The sequence below is a fragment of the Terrabacter aeriphilus genome, from assembly GCF_039542985.1.
GTDB classification, from domain to species: domain Bacteria; phylum Actinomycetota; class Actinomycetes; order Actinomycetales; family Dermatophilaceae; genus Terrabacter; species Terrabacter aeriphilus.
On sequence record NZ_BAABIW010000018.1, the window covers coordinates 149,245 to 173,412 of the forward strand.

Below are 24,168 nucleotides of genomic sequence, written 5' to 3' on the forward strand. Positions count from 1 at the left end.
GTCTCGCGGGTGTCGGTCATGACGGGGTTCCTGTCTGAAGGTTGATGCGGGTGAGCCACGCACTGACGGCCTGGTCGGCGTTGGCGACCTCTTCGCCCTTGACGGCGAGGCCCTCACCGACGGTGGCGCCGCGGCAAGCAGCCGCGTACTCGCGTTCGGTGGTGCCGAGGCCGCTCATGGCGTGGGTGGTGAACGGGTGGACGGTCGTGCCGGTGAAGCCGAGGCTCTCGGCGAACGTGTGCATGATCATCGGTGGCCGTACGTTCCAGATCGAGCTGCCGAGCAGGACGACGTCGTAGTCCCGGATGGACGGCAGCCGGTTGCCGATGCCGGGCCGGGCGTCAGCGTCCTGTTCGCGGACGTTGCGGGCGACCGTGTCGTCGTAGCCGCGGGAGTACGGGTCGAGCGCCTCGATGCGGTGGATGTCGCAGCGCAGGCGTTGGGCGATCATCCGGGCGAGGACCTCGGTGTTTCCCACCGGGAGGTCCCGGCGGCCGCCGTAGTAGTAGTTCTCGCCCGGGCGGGAGAAGTACGCGACGAGCACCCGGGGTCTCGGGCGGTCCCCGGGCGCGGAGGACTCGGCGGCGCTCTCGCTCGCGGTCCCCGTCGCCGCGTTGCTGGACGCCCGCGGTACACCTGCGGTCGAGCCGCCGGTCGAGCATGCAGCCTGGGTCCCGGTCAGGGCCAGGGCGCCGCCGACGACGGCGCCACGCAGCACGGTGCGCCGGCTCGTCCCGGGCAGCACGGCGCCATGGTCGACACGAGGGTCGCGATGGTGGTCGGTGCTCATGAGGGGTCCTTCCGGTCTCGCGGGAGCAGCACGCTCAGCGCTGCGGTGGCCGCGACGAGGACGGCCAGGGCGACCAGGCTGGTGCGCAGCCCGCCCATGAAGCCCGCCGTGTGGGCGATGACGGCGCCGCTCACGGCTACACCCATCGAGCCCCCGACCTGGCGGGCGGTGTTGAGCACCCCGCTCGCGGTCCCGGCCCGCGTGCCCGGGACGACCTCGAGCAGCAGCGAGGTCAGCGGCGGCACGGTGAGGGAGCCGCCGACCCCGACCGGGACCATGACCAGCGCGACACCCCACAGGGGCAGGCTGGCCGGGGCCAGCGCCAAGGCGAACAGACCGAACACCATCAGGACCTGCCCGGTCACGATCGGCAGCCGTGACCCGAACCGCGCGGCGAGCCGCGCCGCGCCGGGGTTCAGGATCGCGACCAGCGCCGTCATCGGCAGGAACAGCAGCCCGGTCTGTATCGGCGAGGCCCCCCGGGCCTGCTGGAAGTAGAGGCTCTGCATGAAGACCACCCCGTAGAAGGCGGCCATGGTCAGGAATGCCGCCGCGAGCGCGATGGCCACCGGCCGGTCCCGGAACAGCTCGAGCGGAACCATGGGGTGCCGGCCGCGCCGCTGGGATACCAGGAAGCCCCCGCCGGCCAGCACCGCCAGGACGAGCGCCACGACGACATCGGCGGCGCCGTACCCGCACCCGCCGCCCTCGATGACCCCGTAGGTCACGGCGACGAGCGCGACCAGGGCCAGCAGCTGGCCCGTGACATCGAAGGGATGCGGCCGCCGCGGGGACACCTTCACCCGCCTGAGCAGGACCAACGCCGCCGCCCCGACCGGCAGGTTGACCCAGAAGATGGCGCGCCAGCTCAGGCCGGTGAGGACTCCGCCCAGGACCGGGCCGGCCGCCGCCGCGACCGAGCCGCCCAGAGCCCAGTAGGCCACCGCCTTCGCCCGGGTCCGGGCCTGCGTGTAGGCCTCCCGGATCAAGGCCAACGAGGTCGGGGTGATCAGCGCTGCCCCAACACCCTGGGCGACCCGGGCCGCGACGAGGACACCCAACGTCGGGGCGAAGCCGCACAGCGCGGACGCCAGGACGAAGATCGCCATCCCGAGCGCGTACGCCCGGCGGGCACCGACACGGTCCGAGAACGTGCCCGCGAACAGCAGCAACGACGAGAACGACAGCGTGTAGCCGGTGACGACCCACTGCAGACCCGATAGGCCGCCGCCGAGGCTCGAGCCGATGTCGGGCAGCGCCACATTGACGATCTGCGCGTCCAGGGCGACGACGAAGAAGCCGAGCATCGCGACCAGCAGCGGCGTCAGGCGACGAGTCATCGCCTCTTGGGGAGCGGTTCGAGGAGTCCCAGCGCGCTGAGGCGTCGGAGCGGTGGAAGTGGTGGATTCGAGCACGGGGATGCCTTCGACGAGTGGACGGGACGTTCCAGGAGCGCCGCCGAGGGTGTTGCACCCTCGTGGCGGCCAGCACCTCAAGAAGACCTCGCTCGGCCACGGGTTGGCAGTGACAGCCTTTACAGGTAACGCCAGACCCTCCCTGGGCCCCGCCCCGCGCCGTACGGTCGAGGCATGGACAACAGGGCCGAGGTGCGCGACTTCCTGACCTGACGCCGGGCACGGCTCACCCCCGACCAGGCGGGCCTGACGCTCTACGGGAGCAACCGGCGGGTCAAAGGGCTGCGGCGCGAGGAAGTCGCCATGCTCGCCGACGTCAGCACGGACTACTACACCCGCCTCGAGCGCGGGAACCTCTCCGGTGTGTCCGAGTCGGTCCTGGAAGCCGTGGCAGGCGCCCTCAAGCTCGACGAGTCGGAACGGGTCCACCTGTTCGACCTGGCCCGGGCAGCCAACACCGGCAACCGGCGCAGACGCGCCACCAGCAAGCAGCAGCTGCGACCTGGAGTGCAGCGCATCCTCGACACCATCAGCGCCCCGGCATACGTCCGCAACAACCGCCTCGACCTGCTCGGCGTCAACCAGCTCGGCCGGGCACTGCTGTCAGACCTCTACACCACCGACACCAGCCGTCCCAACCTCGCGCGCTACCTATTCCTCGACGACCGGTCCCGTGAGTTCTACACGGACTGGGCCGCCGTCGCGAAGGACGTCGTCGCCTCCCTGCGCCTCGAGGCCGGACGCAACCCCTACGATCGCGGCCTGACCGACCTGATCGGTGAACTCTCCACGCGCAGCGAGCAGTTCCGCACCTGGTGGGCCGGCCACGCCGTCCGGCTCCACCGCACCTCCACGAAACAGATGCACCACCAGATCGTCGGAGACCTCGAACTGACCGGGGAGGCCCTGGAGCTCCCCGGCGACACCGGACTCACCATCATCACCTACATCGTCGAACCGGGCACACCCTCAGCCCAAGCCCTTCAGTTCCTCGCCAGCTGGGCCACCAACGAACCAGCATTGCGCGACGCACACGAGAAAACGCGCTGAGCAACGCACGCTCATGCCGCGGGCAGGGCGTTGGGTTTCCCAACCGGGGTCCTCACGCAACAGGCCACCCCCATGCACGTCAAGGGAGCCGTCGACTCCAGAAGGGGTCGTCAGCCCAGCCCTCGGGGATGCCCATCCCTCGCAAGTTCATCGCAGGACGCGTGCTCAGCAGCCCATTGAGTCGCTGGGCCCAGCCGCTGCGGGGTGAGACCGCATAGAGAACGGACTGCAGCGAAACGAGAACCGGGTATAGCCGCTTCCTAGACCGCTCTGGCAGCGCGTCGTCGCCTTCGAGCCAAGGGACCGTCGGCGAGGTCGGGATTGCCGGGTACACGCCAAGCCCGACGTTCCACAGCCTGCCGTGGTGGGCGCATATGTTGCGCACTCGGACATAGGTCTGCATCCAGGACTCGAGCACGGTCGTGGTAAGTCCGATGCTGTTCGCGACCGCAGTCCTGTCGGCGCGCTGCATGAGGTTCCGGTACATGTTGGTGAGCTGACCGATGGTCAGCATCTCGCCCATGAGCCAGGAAGGCGGCAGTTCGGGGGAGCCGTACGTCGTCAGGTAGTGCTCAAGGGCCGATCGGTGAACCAGCGAGTCCTCCCCGGCATCTGGAGTACCTCGTAGCCGATCCTCGCAGGTGTCCCTGACGATCTTCACGAGCCGTGTGTGCCTATTGCGGTCACGGAAGTGGGAGGGGGTCACGTACCAGTGAGGGTCGGCGTACGTCGTCGACATGTGGTCCGTCAGCGCCGCGCGCACGGCGACCTCGACGCGCTCGATTGCATCCATGACGATCAGGCGCAGAGCCCGGTCGAAGACGTAGAGATCGAGAAGGTCGTCGAAGGACGTCCCCACGCGCAGCGCGTGATCGGGGCCACCCTGTTGGAAGGGGATCGTGTAGGGGGACAGCCGGTAGTAGCCGATGTGCCGCAGGTACCGCCGGGCGCGGTCGCGGTCGGGCACCTCGAGCCCTCGGTCAATCAGGCGGTCCACGAGCTCGTCGAGGCTCAGCGACGGCTTGTCGTAGCTGAGCGAGCCGCGTGGACGCATCTCCTGAGGCATCGGCTCTCCCTTCTGGCCCAGGGGCAGAAAAAATCCCCCAAGTGCGCATCGTGGAGAGGCGTGGGGGATGTAGTGCTCCGCACACTATCACGCTGGGTTGGCGCGGGTGCCCGACGCCAATACGAATTGTCCTCGGCGCCGAAACCCCTCCGATTCGCTCCCAGCAAGCCTCTGTCACTTCCGAGACCCGCGATCGGGAAACACAGAACCGAAGGTCAGAGGTCGGCTTGGTGAAGAGTTTCTGTACTGGCTCAAGCTGCGCCTCCGGCGCAGAAAAGCGCGGGGACCCGCGGCAGGGGCCCCGCGCTGCGGGCGGCGCTGGCGCGCCGTCCTCGCGCACCCCGCCGCCCCCACGCTTCTCACGAACTCACGGCGGAGCCCGGCCTGCTGTAGACACTCGCACTCGTGGCCTCGTCGATCCGCGGAGACTCAGGCGCCTGGACGAGGGATGCCCCAGCCGTCGCCGCTCGGGCTCCGTCCCACGGAGGACCACTGCCCACCTCGACAGCCACCTGGCGACTACGGCCCGCCCGGCTGGGTCGGTCAAGCGCCTTCTGCGCGGCACCTTCTCGAGCGGCCAGGTGATGGTCGATGCGCAGACGCGCAGGGCCGGCATCTGCCCCGCTCGTGCCCCCGACGTGCCCCTGACCGCCCTCAACAGCAATGCCAGCCGGCACCACATGGCAGGCAGCTACAGCGTGAACGCGGCCCAAAGCATCGCCAAGGACGAACTCGTAATGAATAGGTCGTCGGTTCGATTCCGACAAGCGGCTCGGCCCGAGGCCCCGTTCCCTCCCCAGGGAACGGGGCCTTCGCCGTCCCCGGGGGACCGGGCCCGGGTCGACGGCGCGGGCGGGAACGACGAAGGAGCCCGCCTGCGATGCAGGGGGCTCCTTCGGGGCTGGTGCGGATGGGGGGGTGCGTTCCAGCCATGGGGGTTGTTACAGATGCGACATTAATCAGCGATTGCCACAGTTGTGTGCGGTTTCGGGGATTTTTTCCCGAGAATTTTGCCGACCGTCGCTCGCGAGGCCGCCGCGGAAGGGCGTCGGCGGGCCGTCGCACGACGGAATCCGCGGTCCGATCCGGGGGATCTTCGGGATGGTCCGGACCTACCACCGCAGACCCGGCACCGGGATGGACCAAATCAGGAGACGCGCCCGGTGGGGGTGCCCATACTGAAGGGGCAGCCGGGGGGATGGCACTGGGGGGTACAGGGCATGAGCGCAGGTGTGTCGGGGCAGACGGCAACGCAGGCGGAGTCGATTCGGGTGCTCGTCGTGGACGACCACCGCACGGTGGCGGACGCCATGTCGTTCGCCCTCGCTTCGGAATCCGGCATCGAGTGCATCGGTGCGGTGCACAGCGCCCGGGAGGCCCGCGCGATGGCGCACCGCCTCGCGGCCGACGTCGTCGTGATGGACGTCCAGCTCGGCGACGGCGACGGGGTCGAGGTCGCCGCCGACCTGATGCGGGCCGCGCCCGGGGTCCGCGTCGTCATCCTCACGGGGATCGTCGACCAGCCCCTCCTGCGCCGGGCCGCGGACGCCGGCGCCGTCGCGGTGCTGGCGAAGGACGGCACGCTGACCGAGCTGCTCGCGGCCATCCGGGGCTCGTCGTCCGAGGGCCTCGTCGTGCACCCGCGGGTGCTGCGCCGGCTGCTCGCCGCGGCCGGACCGGCTGCGGGCGCCACGGTGCGCCTCACCGCCCGCGAGGGGGAGGTCCTGGCCCTGCTCGCCGAGGGCCTCGACGTCCACCGGATCTCGGCGCAGCTCGGGATCACGGTGCTGACCTGCCGCGGCTACCTCAAGAACCTCATGGCCAAGCTCGACGCGCACACGCAGCTGGAGGCGGTCGTCACCGCCACGAGGCTCGGACTGGTCCGGGCCGCGACGGGTGGGTAGGACCGGCGAGGCCGAGCCGATCGGGGTGCCGGTGCGCTCGGTCCGCAGCCAGGCCGTGCGGAGGTTCGTCTGGTGGAGCCTTGCCGCGTTCGTCATCTGCACCGTCGGCGGTGTGCTCGCCGTGCGGGCGGTGGCGGCGGAGATCGCCGCCCGCGACGCCGGCACGCGCGGCGCGTCGTTCGCGCGCAACGTGGCCGCGCCCCTCGTCAACGCCGCCGTGCGCCAGGGCGACGCCGAGCAGACGAAGCTGCTCGACACCGTGATGCGCAACCGCATGCGTGACGGCTCGATCGTCCGGATCAAGATCTGGTCGCCGGAGGGCAAGGTCATCTGGTCGGACGACCCCGTGGTGAACGGGGAGACCTTCACCCTCGAGGAGCAGGACGCGGCCCTGCTCGGCACCGAGGGGGTCAACTCGGCCGTCTCCGACCTCGACAAGCCGGAGAACAGCCGCGAGCAGGGCTTCGACGAGCTCGTCGAGGTCTACGCCGGGGCGAAGGACGCCGACGGCCGGCCCCTGCTCGTCGAGTCGTACTGGAGCACCGACCGCATCCTGCGCGACGAGCTCGTCATCTCCACCCGCGTCGTGCCGCTCATCGTCGGGGTGCTCGTCGTCTTCATGCTCGCCGTGCTCCCCCTCGCGTTCTCCCTCGCCCGACGCATCGACCGCGCGCAGGCCGACCGCGCCGCGATGCTGCGCCACGCCCTCGCGGCCTCGGACCGGGAACGCCGGCGGATCTCGCGCGAACTGCACGACGGACTCATCCAGGACCTCACGAGCCTCGGCTACGCGCTGCCCGCGGTCGCGCGGGAGCTGCCCGCCGGCGCCGTTGCCGCGCGCGACCTGCTCGAGTCGGTCCACGTCGGCCTGCGCGACGACGTGACGTCGCTGCGGGGTGTCCTCACCGAGCTCTATCCCGACGACCTCGCGAGCGACGGGCTCACCTCCGCCGTCGAGCAGCTCATGGCGCCCATGCGGGGCGGCGGGCTGACCGTCGAGGTGCACATCGCCGACGAGGTCGAGACGCTCTCGCCCGACGCCGTTCAGCTCGTCTACCGGGCCGTGCGCGAAGGAGTGCGAAACGTCGTCAAGCACGCCAGCGCGCAGCGCGTGGTCGTCGAGGCCCGGCTGCAGGAGGGCGACGTCGTCGTCACCGTGACCGACGACGGCGTCGGACCGACCGACGAAGCGGCCGACGGAGCGATCGACGGCGGTCACCTCGGCCTCCGCATGCTCCAGGACGACGCCGGCGACATCGGTGGCATCGTCTCGCTGCGGGCGCTCGAGACCGGGGGCGCCTGCCTGACGGTGCGTTTCCCCAGGGAGTTCGCGTGGTCGTGGGAGGTCCCGAGCCCCTGACCCCCCACCTGGGGGGTCGGGAGCACCCCGACCGGGGGCTGCCCGCCGCGGGCCTACCACGCGAGCATCGATGCGTGGACATGAGGGCCGGGGGGCCTGTGAGCCCGAGAAATCGAACGAGCACCGATGCCGTGCCGCCCATCCCGGGGGTGGTGGCCGCGACGGCGTCGGTGCGTCTGCGCGGAGAGCTGTCCGTGCGGCTGGGACCTGTCGTGCTGGGTCCGCGCCAGCTCGGCGGCGTCAAGCCGCGTCGGCTGCTGCTCGCGCTCCTGCTGGCGCACGGTGCGCCGGTCTCGAAGGACCGTCTCGGCGAGCTGCTCTGGGACGGGCCGAGGCCCGTCACGGCGGCCGCCACCATCGAGGCCTACGTCTGTGTCCTGCGCAAGCGTCTGGAGCCGCAGGCGGGCCCCCGGGCCAGCCTCATCGAGACGCGCGCCGGCGGCTACCGCATCGAGCGCGACCGCCTCGTCCTCGACGTCGACCGCGACGAGCGCCTCGCGTCTCGCGCCCTCCACCCGGCGACGGCGCCCCACGACGCCGTCGCGCTGCTGCGCGAGGCGCTGTCCGAGGCGACGGCTCCGCTCGTGCCCGACGAGGGCTCCGCGGACTGGCTCGTTGCCGCCCGCACCGCGCACGAGGCACGCACACGCGAGCTGCTCGTCGCCGCGGCCGAGAAGGTCGCCCACGTCGCGCCCGACGACGCCACGCACTGGGCGCAGCTCGCCCTCGACTCCGACCCGTTCGACGAATCGGCCTGGCACGCCCTACTGCACACGAAGGAGCTGAGCGGCGACCACGCCGACGGCCTCCGCGCCTACGGCCGGTGCCGCACGTTGTTCGCCGACGAGCTCGGGTGCGCGCCCGGGCCCCGGCTCCAGGAGCTCTACGGCCGGCTCCTCGGCGGTGGCGGTCACGCGGCACCAGGACCGCACGGCGGCGCCGACGAGCTCGAGCAGCTCATCGAGGCCGTGGTCCGGCTGCACCACGACCTCTCCGCCGGCCCGGCGACCATCGCGGACGGGCAGGGGAGGGGAGCCGCGCGCGGCATCTCGTCCGACCAGGCGCGGCGCGCCCTGACGGCGCTCGTGCAGCGCTCGGCGCGCTCCCGCCCGCGGCTCGTGCGGACCGAGAGCGCGTGACGACGGACGGATGGCAGGGGGCCACTCGGGCACCCAACGCCCCAAAGGTTTTTCGAAGGAGCCCACACCACCGTGGGCAGGACCAACTCCACTGATGAGGCAGGTGTGCAATGAATCGGTTCACCGACATGTTGCCCCGGGGATCCACACCCGGGGCCCGCGACGGCGCCCGTCGGTCACGGGGCCGCGCCCCGTGGCGGCCGAGCCTGGCCGTCCGGTTCCGGCGGGTGGCGGCGGGCGTCGCCTTCGTCGTCCCGATCGCGATGGTCATCCCCACGACCGCGACGCAGGCCGCGGTCGCCCCTGCCGGCAACGGCTTCGTCGTCACCGCCGGTGACCTCTCCTTCATCCTCAAGCAGATCAAGATCGCCGAGCGCCACTCGGCGACGTGGACCGCCTCGAACCTCTGCGGCACGCTCGTCGGGCCCGGGCCGGACCAGGTGCCCGACCGGCTGACCTCCTACGGCCTGCGCACCGTCGACGGGTCCTGCAACAACCTCTTCTCCGGGCGCGAGACCTTCGCGGCCGCCGACCAGCCGTTCCCGCGCCTGGCCGCCGCGACGTTCCGCGACGCGGAGGACAGCCCCGTGGACTTCTTCGGACCCGGCAGTGGCACCGTGCCCTCCAACGGCGGCTACACGCAGAAGCTCGCGGGCAACGTCGTCTTCGACTCCCAGCCCCGCACGGTGAGCAACCTCGTCGTCGACCAGACGTCGACCAACCCTGCCGCGATCGCCGCGGCCGGGGCCCCGGTGCGCTCCCAGCGCAACCCGGGCCTCTTCCCCTGCACCGTCGACCCCGACCCGGTCAACAACGTCGACGCGTCCCCGGCCGGTTGCGTGCCCTCGCACCAGACGCTCTTCATCCCCAACGTGACGACCGACGTCGGGCTCTCCCCGCCGTACAACTCGATGTTCACCTTCTTCGGCCAGTTCTTCGACCACGGCGTCGACCAGACCGTCAAGAGCAGCGGCACCGTCTTCGTGCCGCTCAAGGCCGACGACCCGCTGCGCACGCTCGGCGCGGACGGCAAGGCGAACACCGGTGACGAGGTGCCCGCGAGCCAGGCCTTCATGGTGCTGACCCGCGCCCAGAACCAGCCCGGCCCCGACGGCAAGGTCGGCACGGCCGACGACGTCACCGACGCCACGAACACCGACTCGCCCTGGGTCGACCAGAGCCAGACCTACACCTCGCACTCGTCGCACCAGGTATTCCTGCGCGAGTACACGCAGGTGGCGGGCAAGCCCGTCCCCACCGGCAGGCTGCTCGGCGGCCTGGCCGCGGGGCAGACGTATGCCGGCTCGCCCGACGGTCGTGACGGCATCTCGACGTGGGCCTCGACGAAGAAGCAGGCGCACGACCTGCTCGGCCTCCGGCTCGTCGACGCCGACGTGACGAACATCCCGATGCTCGCCACCGACCCCTACGGCAACTTCCTCCCCGGCCCGAACGGTCTGCCGCAGTACGTCCTCAAGGACGGCAGCACCGTCGAGGGGCACCTCGACGACCCGGCCACCGCGGCCGACGAGACCGTGCCCGTGCCGGCCGACGTGCGCTACTTCGACACCCCGTTCCTCACCGACATCGCGCACAACGCCGACCCGTCGCCGCAGGACACCGACCACAACCCCGCAACTGCGCCCGTCGCCCCGATCCCGGACGCCGACAACACGCCGTCCGCCGACTTCGCGCACCAGCCCGCGGGGACCTACGACGACGAGATGCTCGACGCCCACTTCACCTGCGGTGACGGTCGGTGCAACGAGAACATCGCCCTGTCGACGATCCACCAGGTGTTCCACTCCGAGCACGACCGGCTCGTGGCCGACATCACCGCCACGCTGAACAAGCCCGAGAATGCCGCGCTGCTCGCCGACTTCCAGGGGGCCCACCCGTTCAACGGCGCCGACATCAGCTTCGGCTTCGGCGGCCGCCTCTTCCAGGCCGCGCGCTTCGTGACGGAGATGGAGTACCAGCACCTCGTCTTCGAGGAGTTCGGTCGCAAGATGGTGCCGGCGATCCGTCCGTTCCACGTCTACTCGCCCGACATGAACCCGGCCATCGACGCCGAGTTCGCCCACGCCGTCTACCGGTTCGGTCACTCGATGCTCGACGACGACGTCGCCCGGGTGTCGACGAGGGCCGACGGCTCGAAGGTGGACAACCACCTCAAGCTGCTCGACGCCTTCCTCAACCCGCCGGCGTTCTACGACAACGCCGTCGACCCGGCGCACCCGGTCTACACCCCGCAGGAGGCGGCCGGCGCCATCGTCATGGGCTCGTCGGACCAGGTGGGCAACGAGCTCGACGAGTTCGTGACCGAGACGCTGCGCAACAACCTGCTCGGGCTGCCGCTCGACCTCGCCTCGCTCAACATGACGCGAGCGCGTGACGCGGGGGTGCCGCGGCTCAACGAGTTCCGCCGCGCGGTCTTCGCCGACACGAACGACGGGCAGCTCGCGCCGTACACGAGCTGGCAGGACTTCGGTCAGCACCTCAAGCACCCGGAGTCGCTCGTCAACTTCGTGGCCGCCTACGGCCAGCACCCCAGCATCACGAGCCAGACGACCCTCAAGGGCCGGCGTGACGCGGCCCGGGCCATCGTCGACGCCCGGCCCGTCCAGGCCGGGCCGGACAACGTGCTCGGCACGGCCGACGACATCCCGGCCGACGTGCAGCCGGCCGACGCCGCCGACTTCATGTTCGGCAACGCAGCCTGGGCCGACGCCGCCGGGCGGACGACGACGGGCGTCGACGACGTCGACCTCTGGGTCGGTGGCCTCGCCGAGGTGACGAACCTCTTCGGCGGCCTGCTCGGCTCGACCTTCAACTACGTCTTCCAGACGCAGATGGAGAAGCTGCAGGACGGTGACCGGTTCTACTACCTCAACCGGACCCCCGGCATGAACCTGCGCACCCAGCTCGAGGGCAACAGCTTCTCCGAGATGATCCAGCGCAACACCGACGGCACGAACACGCTCAAGGCCGACGTCTTCGCGACGGCCGACTGCAAGTTCCAGCTCTCGGCCCTCAAGGGCACCGCCGCCGACTACACGGCGCTCGGCTCCACGGTCGCCGACGACCCGGCCACCGAGGACTGCAACGAGAGCCTGCTGCTCGTCCGGTCGCCCGACGGCACCATCGCCTACCGGCAGCGCAACACCGTCGACGTCCCGGGCATCAACGGCCAGGCCGTCTACAACGGCACCTCCGGTGTCGACCGCGTCAAGGGCGGCAACGACAACGACACCTTCTGGGGCGGTCCCGGCAACGACGTCATCGACGGTCAGGGCGGCGACGACATCGCCCTGGGTGGCGACGGCAACGACATCATCACCGACCTCGACGGCGCCGACGTGCCCAAGGGTGGCCCGGGCAACGACGCCATCGACGCCGGTCCCGGGGACGACATCCCGATGGGCAACGAGGGCCAGGACTTCATCAACGGCGGTGCCAACGACAACGAGACGTTCGCCGGTCCCGGCAACGACTTCGTCATCGCCGGCCAGGGCGCCGACGCCGTCTTCGGCGACGGCGGCGACGACTGGATCCAGGGCGGCTCGGGGCAGGACCTGCTCCAGGGCGACCACGGTGCACCGTTCTTCGACGACCCCGCGGAGTCGGCACCGGGCAACGACATCTTCGTCGGTCAGGTCGGTGAGAACGACTACGACGCCGAGGGTGGCGACGACGTCATGGCGCAGAACGCCGCGGTCGACCGGAACGCCGGCGCGGGCGGCTTCGACTGGGCGATCGGTCAGTACAACACCGTGGCCCAGAACGACGACATGATGGTCAACAACAACCTGGGCGGCCTGCCGATCCAGCTCGTCGTCAACCGCGACCGCTGGCAGGAGGTCGAGGCCGACTCCGGCACGCCGTTCAACGACACCATCAAGGGCACCGACGGCGTCCTCGCCACGCCACGCCTCATCGACGGCACCACCGGCGGCTTCACGGGCTGCGACGCCATCGACCAGGCCGGCATGGCCCGGATCGGCGGGCTGTCGGCGATCCTGCCTCCCGTCGCGCAGTGGCAGGGCACGTCCGCCGCCGTGGCGGCGCTCTCCGCCTCCGGCGTCTGCCCGCTGAGCGGACCGGTCTGGGGTGAGGGCGACATCCTCCTCGGCGGTGGCGGCAACGACACCCTCGAGGGGCGTGCCGGCGACGAGATCATCGACGGCGACCGCGCCCTGACCGTGCGGATCAGCGTCCGCACGAACCCGGCCGACCCCGCCACCGAGATCGGCAGCACCGACCTCATGGAGAACAGGGCGGTCTCGGGCAACTTCGGGCCCGGCACGACCGGCATGACGCTCCAGCAGGCGGTCTTCGCCGGACTGGTCGACCCGGGCAACCTCGTGGCCGTCCGCACGATCTCCTCGTCGGTGACGGCACCGGGTGACTGCGGGACGACGGCCCCGTTCACGGCGACGCCGACCTCGGTCAACTGCGACGTGGTCGTCTTCACCGGCCCGCGGGCGAACTACACGATCACCCCGGTCGCCGCGAGCGGCAGCACGGCTGCTGGCGTCGTCGTGAGCCAGACCGGCGCCAACGTCGTCGGCCAGCGGCTGAGCGACGGCACCGACACCGTGCGCAACGTCGAGGCGCTGAAGTTCAGCGACGCGACGGTGCAGGTCAAGGTGCCGGCCGCCCCGACCGTCGGCACCGCCACGGCCTCGGCCGCGGCCACCGCCACCGGGTCGGCGACGGTGAGCTGGACCGGACCGGTCGCCAACGGTGGCCCGCCCGTCACCGGCTTCGAGATCGTGGCCACCCCGACGTCGGGCACCGCGCCCGTCGTGACCCGCACCGGCATCGCGCGCACCGCCCTCAGCGGGACCGTGACCGGACTGGTCAACGGCACGGCCTACACCCTCCAGGTGCGCGCCGTGAACCTCTTCGGGGCCGGCCCGTTGTCGGCCGCGTCGAACGCGGTGACCCCCGCCGGGCTGCCGGGCACGCCGACGTCGGTCGTCGCCGTGCGTGGCAACGGCACGGTCGACCTCAGCTGGACCGCTCCGGCCAACGGCGGCTCGCCGATCACCGGCTGGTCGGTCCAGGTGCGGGTGGCCGGCGTGGTCGTGCGCACCGACCCCCTCACGGGGTCGACGCCGTCCGCGACGATCGGTGGCCTGGCGAACGGGACGACCTACACCTTCCGGGTGGCGGCCCGCACGGCCGTCGGTCTCGGCGCCTACTCGACCGCGTCGAACGTCGTCACGCCGGCCACGGTGCCGGACGCGCCGGTGCTGGGTGCGGTGACGCAGGGCGCGGTCGGAGGAGCCCTCACGCTGGCGGTGGCGTGGACGCCGCCCGCCGTCACCGGAGGCAACGCCATCACCGCCTACACGGTCACGGCGTACAACTCCTCCGGCACGGCGGTGCAGACGGTGGTGGTCGGCTCGACGATCCGCAACCGCACCTTCACCTTCACCACGGTGGGGCCGTTCACCTTCGACGTCACCGCCACGAACGGTGTCGGCACGGGAGCCGCGTCCGCGCGGTCGGCACCGCTCAACGCGAGGTAGGCCGCACGCCGCAGCCCACCCCACGGTGACACCCCCGCCCGTGTCCCGGCCCGCCAGGGTCGGGACACGGGCGGCGACTCGCCCCGCAGGAGCTGGACACGGCCGGCACGGACGGCCGGGCGAGGGTCAGGCCGGCGCCGGCCCGGCCTCGAGCGGCCGGGCCTGGGCGCGCCCGAGCAGCCGGCGGAAGCCCCACGACACGAGCACCGCGGCCGCCCCGGCACCGACCGTGACGGCATACGCCGGCGTGTGGCCACCCCAGTCGGCGAGGCGGCCGGCCAGCGCCGCCCCGAGCGCGTAGCCGAGCCCGGTCGAGGCGGCGAGCACCGTCATGGCGGCCCCGGTGCGCGAGGGCGGCGTGACGCGCTCGGCGAGGGTGAAGGTCGTGATCATGTAGGGCGCGACGGTGCACCCGAGCACGAGCAGCACCGGCACGAGGCCGAGCAGCGACCCGACGAGCAGCAGGGGCGCCGAGAGCACGAGCAGGCCGACCGCGAACCAACGCAGCCGCACGGGGAGCGCGATCGTGGCGGGCAGCGCGGCGACCGCCAGGCCGGCGAGCACGCTGCCGATGCCGAGGAGGGCGTGGAAGTAGCCGGTGAGGCCGGGGGAGCCGGCGGCGGTCGCGAGCACCGAGGTGCCGGTCTGCACCGACCCGAAGACGGTGCCGACGAGCAGCTGCGCCGCGCACAGCACGACGAGCGCGGGGGTGAGCAGGCGACCGACGACCCCGGTCCGGTCCGACGTCGCGGCGTGCGTCACGACGGCCGTCTCGTGCAGCGCGAACCACGTGCCGAACACGGCGAGGGCGACGGCCGCGAGCGCGAGGGCGACCGACGGGTCGGCGACCGAGACACCCAGCCCGACCAGGGCCGGGCCGAGCACGAAGGAGGCCTCGTCCGCGGCGCCCTCGTAGGAGAACGCGGCGTCGACGAGCCGGTGCTGGCGCGAGCCGGTCTCGGAGGTGATCGGCCGCCAGCGCACGCGCGCGAGCGGGCCGATCTGCGGCAGCAGCAGGCCCGCGACCGCGCTGACGAGCGCGGCCACGCCCCAAGGGAGCCCGGCACCGACGACGAGCAGGATGCCGACGAGGCCGGCCGCCCCGGCGAGGGACTGGAAGGCGACGACGCGGCGCTGGCCCAGCCGGTCGGCCCGCGCGCCCCAGAAGGTGGCGCCCGCGGCGTTCGCGACGGCGAGCGCTCCCGCGCAGAAGCCCCCGGCGCCGTAGCTGCCGGTCGCCGACGAGACGAGCAGCAGGGTGCCGAGCTGGCTCATGGCGAGCGGCAGCCGGGCGAGGAAGGCCACGACGATGTAGGTGCGGCCGGTGAGGCCGAAGAGGTGGCGGTACGAGTCGATGGGTGACACGGGGGGCGGCTCCGGATCTGGTCGCGGGGTACGCGACGTCGGGTGCGCGCCTACCCGCCCATCAGGCCACGCCGGATCCCTGTGCACCTCCAGTGTACGGCGTCGTCGGGGCGCCCCCGTGACAGCCGGCTCAGTCGCGGAGGTGGTGCGCCTGCCGGACCGACGGCGAGAGTCGGTAGACGACCTCGACGACCGCGGCGCCCGCGGCGCCGATCGCGAGCGACTGCCACACGAGGGGGAGCGGGGCGTCGAGGTTAAAGAACCGCGCGGCGAACGGCCAGACGAAGGCGACGACGGCGAGGCCCACCATGGCGCCGACGAGGACGCCCTTCCAGAGCCGGAAGGGCCGGGCCAGCACGACGAGGATCCAGAAGAAGACGGTGAGCAGGGTGATCGTCGCGCCACTGCCCGTCTGCCAGCACGCCACGTCGGTGACGGTCTTCGCCCCGGCCTCGACGGCGCACCGGTCCGCGAACTGGTCGCGGGGGACGCCGTAGCTGCTGCCGGCGAGCAGGTAGGCGGTGATGACGGCGACGCCCGCCACTGCTCCCGAGGGCACGGCGAAGCGCAGGATGCGCCCGAGGAAGCCGGGCAGGTAGCGCCGCTGGTTCGGCCCGAGCGCGAGGAAGAAGGCGGGGATGCCGATGGTGACGGCCGACACGAGCGTCAGGTGGCGGGGCAGGAACGGGAACGGCACGGCGATGAGCGCGGCCGCGAGGATCGCGACGAGGCTCATGGCGTTCTTCGCGACGAAGAGGTTGGCGACGCGCTCGACGTTGCCGATGACGCGGCGCCCCTCGGCGAGCACGTCCGGCAGGTGCGAGAACCTCCCGTCGAGCAGGACGAGCTCGGCCACGGCCTTCGTGGCCTGCGCGCCGTTGCCCATGGCGACCCCGATGTCGGCGTCCTTGAGCGCGAGCGCGTCGTTGACGCCGTCGCCGGTCATGGCGACGACGTGGCCGTCGGCCTGCAGCGCGTGGACGAAGGCCCGCTTCTGCTCGGGCGTCACGCGGCCGAAGACCGTGTGGGTGGCGAGCACCTCGCGCAAGGCGTCCTCGTCGTCGGGCAGGGTGCGGGCGTCGACGGGCTCGCCGACGTCGAGCCCGACGGTGCGGCCCACGGAAGCCACGGTGACGGGGTTGTCGCCGGAGATGACCTTGATCGCGACGTCCTGCTCGGCGAAGTACGCGAGCGTGTCCTTCGCGTCGGGGCGCACCTGCTCGGTCAGGGTGACGAGGGCGGCCGGGGTGAGGTCGGCCGGGAGGGTGGCGTCGGTGAGGTGCGCCTCGCTGCGGGCGAGCAGCACGACGCGACGCCCGGAGTCGGCTAGCTCGGCCACCTGCGCGCGGATCCGGTCGAGCACCTCCGGCGGGGACGGCTGCGGGTCGGCGGCCAGCAGCACCTCGGGCGCGCCGAGCACCCACGTGGACCGGCCGGCGAAGCAGGCCGCGCTCCACTTGCGCGAGGAGTTGAACGGGATCGTCTGCGTGCGCTCCCAGCCGGGCGGCCCGACGACGGCGGCGACGGCGGTGAGCGTGCCGTTGGCGTTCGGGTCGTCGGCGAGCGCACCCAGCGCGCAACGGATCTCGTCGGCGTCCTGCCCCTCCAACGCGTGGGCGTCCTCGAAGGCGATCTCGCCGGCCGTCAGCGTCCCGGTCTTGTCGAGGCACACCACGTCGACGCGCGCGAGCCCCTCGACGGCGGGCAGCTGCTGCACGAGGACGTTGCGGCGGGTCAGTTGCACGGCCGACAGGAGGAAGGCGACCGACGTGAGCAGGACGAGCCCCTCGGGCACCAGCCCGACGACGCCGGCCGCCGAGCGGATGACCACCTCGCGCCAGCCCTGGTCGCCGACCGTGCGCCACTGCGACCAGATCGCGATCGGCAGGGCGCCGACGATGACCCACGTGATGTAGCGCAGCAGGGTGTTGATCGACTCCTGGATCTCGGAGCGTGTGCGCGTGAACTTCCTGGCGTCAGCGGCGATCCGGTTCACGTAGGCGTCCGCACCGACCTGCTGCGCGTGGTAGCGGCCCGACCCGGCGACGACGCTGGTGCCCGACATGATCTCGTCGCCCTCGGCGTGTGGCACCGGGTCGGACTCGCCGGTGAGGTTGGCCTCGTTGAGCTCCAGCCCGGCACTGGCGATGAGGACTCCGTCGGCCGGCACCTCGTCGCCGGTGCGCAGCTCGATGAGGTCGTCCTGCACGACCTCGGTCGTCGCGACGACGCGCACCTCGCCGTCACGCAGCACGCGCGTCGTCGGGGCGTTGAGCAGCGCGAGCTGGTCGAGCTTCCGCTTGGCGAGGTACTCCTGCACGATGCCGATGGCGGAGTTGACGACGAGGACGATGCCGAAGAGTCCGTCGGCGAACGAGCCGGTCACCATGACGAGCACGAAGAGCGCGCCGAGGATCGCGTTGAAGCGCGTCAGCACGTTGGCCCGCACGATCTCGCCGATGGAGCGCGAGGTGCGCTCGCTCAGCCGGTTGACGGCGCCGCGGGCGACGCGGTCGGCCACCTCGGCGCTCGTGAGGCCGTCGGGCCGGGTCAGGGTCGCGTCGCCGGGTGTCGTCACCGGCCCATTGTCGTATGCCGGACGCCCCGACCGCGGGGGCACGCGCGGACCGGGGGTGTCGACGCGGGTGGCGGCCGGCATACGGCCGACGGCCGACGACGAACGACCGGACGCGGGCGCGTGCGGGTCGCGGGAGGGAGCGGGCGGACAAAGGTTACTGATCGGTCCGCGGACCATGTCGGGCGCGCTTCTCGGATCGTGGGACGATGGCCGACGTGACTGAGTCGATCCAACGTGCCCGCGCCACCACCGCCTCCTACTCGATCACGATGCGCATCCACACGGGGACCGATCCCGCGGTCATCGGGACGCTCGCGGTCAAGGTGGCCGAGAGCGGCGGCATCACGACGGCGCTCGACATCGTCGACTCGCACCCGGACCGCCTCGTCATCGACCTCACCTGCTCCGCGAGCAACGCCGAGCACTCGACCGAGATCGTCGCCGCCGTCGAGACGCTCGAGGGCGTGCGCGTGCACAAGGTCTCCGACCGCGTCTTCCTGCTCCACCTCGGCGGCAAGATCAGCGTCGAGAGCAAGGTCAACCTCCGCAACCGCCAGGACCTCGCGATGGCCTACACGCCGGGCGTCGGCCGCGTGAGCCAGGCGCTCGCCGACCACCCCGAGGACGTGCCCAAGCTGACGATCAAGGGCAACTCGGTGGCCGTCGTCACCGACGGTTCCGCGGTGCTCGGTCTCGGCAACATCGGCCCGATGGCCGCGCTCCCGGTCATGGAGGGCAAGGCGGCGCTGTTCAAGCGCTTCGCCGACATCGACGCGTGGCCGATCTGCATCGACACCACCGACGTCGACGAGATCGTGCGCACCGTCGAGCTCATCGCCCCCGGCTTCGGCGGCATCAACCTCGAGGACATCGCCGCGCCGCGCTGCTTCGAGATCGAGGCCAAGCTGCGCGAGCGCCTCTCGATCCCCGTCTTCCACGACGACCAGCACGGCACCGCCATCGTCGTGCTCGCCGCCCTGCAGAACGCGCTGCGCATCATCGACAAGCCGTTGCCCGAGGCGCGCATCGTCGTGTCCGGCGGCGGGGCGGCCGGCTCGGCCATCGTCCAGCTGCTCCTCGCGGCCGGGGCCCACGACGTCACGGTCAGCGACCGTCCGGGGCTGCTCAACCAGGCCGACGAGTCGCTGACCCCGGCGTGGAGCGAGCTCGCCCGCAAGACGAACCCGCGCGGCCTCACCGGCACGCTCCGCGACGGCCTCCAGGGCGCCGACGTCTTCATCGGCGTCAGCGCGCCCCGCATCCTGCACCCCGACTGGATCGACGAGATGGCCGAGAAGCGCATCGTGTTCGCGCTCGCCAACCCCGACCCCGAGGTCGACATCCACGAGGCGACGCAGCGGGCCACCGTCGTGGCGTCGGGCCGCAGCGACTACCCCAACCAGATCAACAACGTGCTCGCCTTCCCCGGCGTCTTCCGCGGGCTGCTCGACGCCCGCGCCACCGACGTGACGACCGAGATGCTCATCAAGGCCGCGGCCGCCATCGCGTCGGTCGTCACCGACGAGCAGCTCAACCCGAACTACATCATCCCGAGCGTCTTCCAGCCCGACATGAGCAAGACCGTCGCCAAGGCGATCGTCGACTGCGTGCCCAAGGCGCCCGAGAAGAGCATCCCGATGACCGGCGCGAACTGAAGGAGCCGGGCGACCGGATGACGAGCACGACCCCAGCCCGGCAGCGCCACGCGCTCGACGGCCGGCGCGCGTGGGCGGTGTGGGCGGCGGCGATCGCCGTCTACGTCCTCGCCGTCTTCCACCGCACCTCCCTCGGCGTCGCCGGCCTCGACGCCGCGGAGCGCTTCGGCATCAGCAGCTCGCAGCTGTCGACGTTCACGATCGTCCAGGTCTTCGTCTACGCGGCCATGCAGCTGCCGGTCGGGGCGCTGCTCGACCGCTACGGCAGCAAGAAGCTGCTCGGCGTCGGCCTGACGCTGCTCACGGTGGCGCAGTTCGGCTTCGCGTTCGTCGACTCGTTCCCGGCCGCGCTCGCGTGCCGGGTGCTGCTCGGCATGGGCGACGCCATGGTCTTCATCTCGGTGCTGCGCCTCGTCGCCCTGTGGTTCTCGCCGCGGCGCACGCCGATGGTGACGCAGCTGACCGGCGTGCTCGGCCAGCTCGGCGCCCTCGCGGCGGCCGGCCCCCTCGCCGCCGCGCTCGACCACTTCGGGTGGACGCCGTCGTATGCCGTGTCGGCCTCGGTCGGTGTGCTGACCGGCCTCGCGCTCGTGCTCGTCGTCAAGGACAGCCCGTACGCCGACCACCACCGCGACGAGCTGAAGCTGCGGGCCATCGCCCGCACCCTGCGGGCGGCGTGGCTCGTGCCCGGCACCCGGCTCGGCCTGTGGTCGCACTTCACGTCGCAGTTCGCGGCCAACATGTTCACCATGCTGTGGGGCTTCCCGTTCCTCGTGGCGGGGCAGGGGCTGTCGCCGTCCACGGCGAGCGTGCTGCTCATGGTCATGGTCTTCACGTCGGTGGTCTCGAGCCCGGTCATCGGCACGCTGACGATGCGCTACCCGTTCTCGCGCAGCACGCTCGTGCTGTGGATCGCCGGCGCGGCCATCGCGGCCTGGACCGTCGTGCTGCTGTGGCCGGGGCGGGCCCCGCTCTGGCTGCTCGTCGTCCTCGTCGTGCTCATCGCGGTGGGCGGTCCCGGCTCGATGATCGGCTTCGACCTCGCGCGCACGTTCAACCCGCCGACCCGCATCGGCAGTGCGTCGGGCATCGTCAACACGGGCGGCTTCATCGCCACGCTGACCGCCGTCGCCCTCGTCGGTGTCGTGCTCGACCGGGTGTCACCGGGCGGTCCGTCGACGTGGGACGTCGACTCGTTCCGGGCCGCGATGACGGTGCAGTACCCGGTGTGGGCGCTCGGCGTCGTCCAGGTGCTGCGCTACCGCCGCAAGGCCCGGCGGGCCGCCCTCGAGGCCGACCCCGAGGCCTATGCCGCCATGCAGGCCGGCCGCAGCGTCACCTTCCACTGACGAGACCGTCGAGAGGCCACCTTTCGTGGGTGCGTGCACGTCGAGTGGCCCTGTCGTGCGGGCCGGCCTGCTCGGGCGGAGGCGATGGCGACGTGGTCCGACGTGGACGAGATGGCGTCGCCGCCCCGTCGCGGTGCGCGCGGGGTCGACCACGAGGGCCCACCCACCTCCTGCGCACCACACCGTGACACGCACGACCCACCGGGATCGGGTCCCGGTGGGTCGTGACGTGCTCGGTGTGGTGCGCGGGGAGGGTCAGGCGTCGCCGACCGTCAGCGCCTCGGCCTCGGTGCGCGAGGTGACCTCCTCGGCGCCGTGTCCCGGCGCCTCGTCGAGGGCGCCGATGATGCGTCGCGCCGTCAGGAGCACGAGGATCGCGAGCACGACCGCGCCGGAGCCCACCCAGAAGGGCAGGTGGATCGACGTCTCGCCGAGGTTGCCGGCGAGCCACGGGGCGACGGCACCGCCGCTGAAGCGGACGAAGGAGTATGCCGCCGACGCGACGCCGCGCTCGACGGGCGCGACCTTCATGACCGTCTCGGTGATGAGGGTGTTGTTCACGCCGAGGAAGGCACCGGCGAGGATCGTGCCGACGACGAGGACGGTCTTGTTCTCGGTGTAGCCCGCCATGACGGCGAGGATGACCGCGAAGCCTCCCAGGGCGCCGACGATGCCGGCCATCGTGCCGAACCGGCGCTGCACCATCGGGGCCACGAACACGGAGGTGACGGCGAGCAGCACGCCCCAGCCGAAGAAGATGAAGCCGATCTCGTGGGCACCCATGGCGAGCGGGAACGGGGTGAAGGCGAGCAGCGTGAAGAAGCCGAAGTTGTAGAGCAGGGCCGTGATGCCGACCGTCAGCAGGCCGCGGTGTCCGAGGGCCCGGATCGGTGCGGCGAGCGAGGTGGGGTTCTCGGCCGGCGGGGTCTTCGGCAGCGTCGTCAGGGTCGCGATGAAGGCGACGGCCATGAGCACGGCGACGCCGAAGAACGGCCAGCGCCACGAGATGCCGCCGAGCCACCCGCCGAGGAGCGGACCGGTCGCGATGCCGACGCCGAGCGCGGCCTCGTAGAGGATGATGGCCTGCTTGACCGACCCGGAGGCCGCGTTGACGATCGTCGCGAGGGCCGTCGCGATGAAGAGGGCGTTGCCGAGGCCCCAGAGGGCGCGGAAGGCGACGATGCCGCCGACGGTGTCCTGGCTGCCGGCGAAGGCCGCCCCGACGATGATGAGGGCGAGGCCGAGCAGGAGGGTCCGCTTGGCGCCGACCCGGCTGCTGACGAAGCCGGTGCCGAGCATCGCGATGCCCATGACGGCGAGGTAGCTCGTGAAGAGCAGCGAGACCTGCGAGGGGCCGGCGCCGAGCTCGTCGGCGATCGGCTTGAGGATGGGGTCGACGAGGCCGATGCCCATGAAGGAGATCACGCAGGCGAAGGCGATCGACCATACGGTCTTGGGTTGGCGCCACATGGTGGTGGTCATCCGTCCTTTCGGGTGGGGTTCGGGAGGGGCGCGTCCGCCGCCGCGGCGAGCAGCTCGTCCAGCACGTCGACCGCGATGCGGACGCGGTCGAGCGCAGGACCGTCGAGCCGGTCGAGGACGGGGGACAGGACGGCCAGTCGGGCCCGGCGCACGCTCTCGAGCGCGGCGTGACCCTCGTCGCTGAGGGAGACCACCGAGGCACGCGCGTCGTCCGGGTCGGACGCGCGGTGCACCCAGCCAGCCGCCTCGAGGCGCTGGAGCTGGTTGGTGGTCGTCGGCTGGCTGCTGTGATCGGCGGCCGCGAGGACGCTGACGCGGGACGGGCCCAGCTCGTCGAGGAGCGCGAGGAGGCGCGCCTGGGCGAAAGGGACGTCGAACGAGGCGTGCCGACTGGCCCAGCGCGAGAGGCGCGCGGCCGAGCGCAGCAGCTCGTTGCCCAGAGTGGTCGGTTCCATCACTCGCTCCAATTTACATAGACAACCTATGTACATCAAGTCGAGAAGTCGAGGGTGGGCCCCATCGACGACGGGCTCCGGGGGTCAGGGGAGCTGGCGCAGGACCCCGTCGGCGATGTCGGCGAGGTGGTCGAGGTCGGAGAGGTCGAGGACCTGCAGGTAGATCCGCTCCGCGCCGACCGCCTCGAAGGTCGTGATCTTCTCGACGACCTCGTCGGGAGACCCGGCGAGGCCGGCCTCGCGCAGCTCGCCGAGGTCGCGCCCGACGGCGTCGGCGCGACGCCGCAGGGTGGCCTCGTCGCGGCCGACGCAGACGACCTGCGCGGCCGAGAGCGTCAGCGACGCCGGGTCGCGTCCCTCGCGCCCGGCCACGTCGCGCACGCGCTCGAAGAGCCGCCCCGACGCGTCCGCCGACGAGAACGCGGCATTGAACTCGGCGGCGTGGCGGACCGCGAGCGCGGGCGTGCGGCGCTTGCCGCCGCCCCCGATGATGATCGGCACGCCGCCGTCCTGCACGGGCTTGGCGAGCGCGGGGGAGTCGGTGACCGGGTAGTGGGTCCCGTCGTGGCTGAAGGTCGCTCCCGGCTGCGTGCCCCACAGGCCGGTGATGACGGCGAGCTGCTCCTCGAGCCGGTCGAAGCGTTCGCCCAGCGGGGGGAAGGGGATGCCGTATGCCGTGTGCTCGGCCTCGAACCAGCCCGCGCCCAGCCCGAGCTCGACGCGGCCGCCGCTCATCTGGTCGACGCCCGCGACCTGGATGGCGAGCGGCCCGGGCAGGCGGAAGGTGGCCGACGTGACGAGCGTCCCGAGCCGGATCGTGGAGGTTTCACGGGCGAGGCCGGCGAGGGTCGTCCAGGCGTCGGTGGGGCCGACGCCGCCGTCGCCGCCCATGTGGAGGTAGTGGTCGGAGCGGAAGAAGCCGCTGAACCCGAGGTCCTCGCTGGCTCGTGCGACGGCGAGGAGGTCGTCGTAGGTGGCGCCCTGTTGGGGCTCGGTGAAGATGCGCAGGTCGACGGTCATGCC

At 71.9% G+C, this 24,168-nt stretch carries 15 protein-coding genes; 7 read left to right on the forward strand and 8 right to left on the reverse strand.

Annotated features, from left to right (window positions below; all coding sequences use genetic code 11):
* Window positions 1-16: 16 nt before the first annotated feature.
* Both ABD979_RS14585 and ABD979_RS14590 read right to left on the reverse strand, forming a co-directional pair.
* On the reverse strand, window positions 17-790 hold the full coding sequence (locus ABD979_RS14585) for a flavodoxin (RefSeq protein ID WP_345508211.1): 774 nt from the start codon (window positions 788-790) through the stop codon (window positions 17-19).
* Complete coding sequence (locus ABD979_RS14590) at window positions 787-2,130, reverse strand: MFS transporter (RefSeq protein WP_345508212.1); 1,344 nt, start codon at window positions 2,128-2,130, stop codon at window positions 787-789. Before ABD979_RS14590 ends, ABD979_RS14585 begins: the two co-directional genes overlap by 4 nt.
* 321 nt (window positions 2,131-2,451) lie before the next feature.
* On the opposite strand from ABD979_RS14590, the gene ABD979_RS14595 reads away from it, so the two are divergent.
* Complete coding sequence (locus ABD979_RS14595) at window positions 2,452-3,255, forward strand: helix-turn-helix transcriptional regulator (RefSeq protein WP_345508348.1); 804 nt, start codon at window positions 2,452-2,454, stop codon at window positions 3,253-3,255.
* Window positions 3,256-3,334: 79 nt separating this feature from the next.
* Here the strand turns inward: ABD979_RS14595 and ABD979_RS14600 are convergent, their stop codons facing one another.
* A complete protein-coding gene (locus ABD979_RS14600; protein WP_345508213.1) occupies window positions 3,335-4,321 on the reverse strand; it encodes an Abi family protein in 987 nt (328 codons plus the stop codon).
* A 1,220-nt stretch (window positions 4,322-5,541) separates the two neighbouring features.
* Between ABD979_RS14600 and ABD979_RS14605 the strand changes: the two genes are divergently transcribed.
* From ABD979_RS14605 to ABD979_RS14620, 4 genes are all read left to right on the forward strand, one after another.
* A complete protein-coding gene (locus ABD979_RS14605; RefSeq protein WP_345508214.1) occupies window positions 5,542-6,225 on the forward strand; it encodes a response regulator in 684 nt (227 codons plus the stop codon).
* The gene (locus tag ABD979_RS14610; RefSeq protein ID WP_345508215.1) at window positions 6,218-7,585 is read left to right on the forward strand and encodes a sensor histidine kinase; all 1,368 of its coding nucleotides are present in this window, start codon (window positions 6,218-6,220) and stop codon (window positions 7,583-7,585) included. Before ABD979_RS14605 ends, ABD979_RS14610 begins: the two co-directional genes overlap by 8 nt.
* A gap of 131 nt (window positions 7,586-7,716) precedes the next feature.
* Window positions 7,717-8,724: an AfsR/SARP family transcriptional regulator gene (locus tag ABD979_RS14615; RefSeq protein WP_345508216.1), complete on the forward strand. Its 1,008-nt coding sequence runs from the start codon at window positions 7,717-7,719 to the stop codon at window positions 8,722-8,724.
* A gap of 227 nt (window positions 8,725-8,951) precedes the next feature.
* Window positions 8,952-14,261: a peroxidase family protein gene (locus ABD979_RS14620; protein WP_345508217.1), complete on the forward strand. Its 5,310-nt coding sequence runs from the start codon at window positions 8,952-8,954 to the stop codon at window positions 14,259-14,261.
* Between the two features lie 126 nt (window positions 14,262-14,387).
* On the opposite strand, the gene ABD979_RS14625 is transcribed toward ABD979_RS14620, so the two are convergent.
* Window positions 14,388-15,626, reverse strand: coding sequence for an MFS transporter (locus ABD979_RS14625; protein WP_345508218.1), 1,239 nt, complete (start codon window positions 15,624-15,626; stop codon window positions 14,388-14,390).
* Window positions 15,627-15,756: 130 nt separating this feature from the next.
* The gene (locus ABD979_RS14630) at window positions 15,757-18,204 is read right to left on the reverse strand and encodes an HAD-IC family P-type ATPase (protein ID WP_345508219.1); all 2,448 of its coding nucleotides are present in this window, start codon (window positions 18,202-18,204) and stop codon (window positions 15,757-15,759) included.
* A 206-nt stretch (window positions 18,205-18,410) separates the two neighbouring features.
* Between ABD979_RS14630 and ABD979_RS14635 the strand changes: the two genes are divergently transcribed.
* Together ABD979_RS14635 and ABD979_RS14640 are read left to right on the forward strand one after the other, a co-directional pair.
* Entirely contained in the window at window positions 18,411-19,859 is a 1,449-nt protein-coding gene (locus ABD979_RS14635; protein WP_345508220.1) for an NAD-dependent malic enzyme, read from the forward strand.
* 17 nt (window positions 19,860-19,876) lie between these two features.
* A complete protein-coding gene (locus ABD979_RS14640) occupies window positions 19,877-21,208 on the forward strand; it encodes an MFS transporter (protein ID WP_345508221.1) in 1,332 nt (443 codons plus the stop codon).
* Window positions 21,209-21,463: 255 nt separating this feature from the next.
* On the opposite strand, the gene ABD979_RS14645 is transcribed toward ABD979_RS14640, so the two are convergent.
* The 3 genes from ABD979_RS14645 to ABD979_RS14655 all read right to left on the reverse strand — a co-directional run bounded on the left by ABD979_RS14645 (window position 21,464) and on the right by ABD979_RS14655 (window position 24,165).
* A complete protein-coding gene (locus ABD979_RS14645) occupies window positions 21,464-22,690 on the reverse strand; it encodes an MFS transporter (protein WP_345508222.1) in 1,227 nt (408 codons plus the stop codon).
* Window positions 22,687-23,145 carry a MarR family winged helix-turn-helix transcriptional regulator gene (locus tag ABD979_RS14650; protein ID WP_345508223.1) on the reverse strand — a complete coding sequence of 153 codons (459 nt, stop codon included), beginning with the start codon at window positions 23,143-23,145 and terminating at the stop codon, window positions 22,687-22,689. Before ABD979_RS14650 ends, ABD979_RS14645 begins: the two co-directional genes overlap by 4 nt.
* 84 nt (window positions 23,146-23,229) lie before the next feature.
* A complete protein-coding gene (locus tag ABD979_RS14655; protein WP_345508224.1) occupies window positions 23,230-24,165 on the reverse strand; it encodes an LLM class F420-dependent oxidoreductase in 936 nt (311 codons plus the stop codon).
* Between the last annotated feature and the right edge of the window lie 3 nt (window positions 24,166-24,168).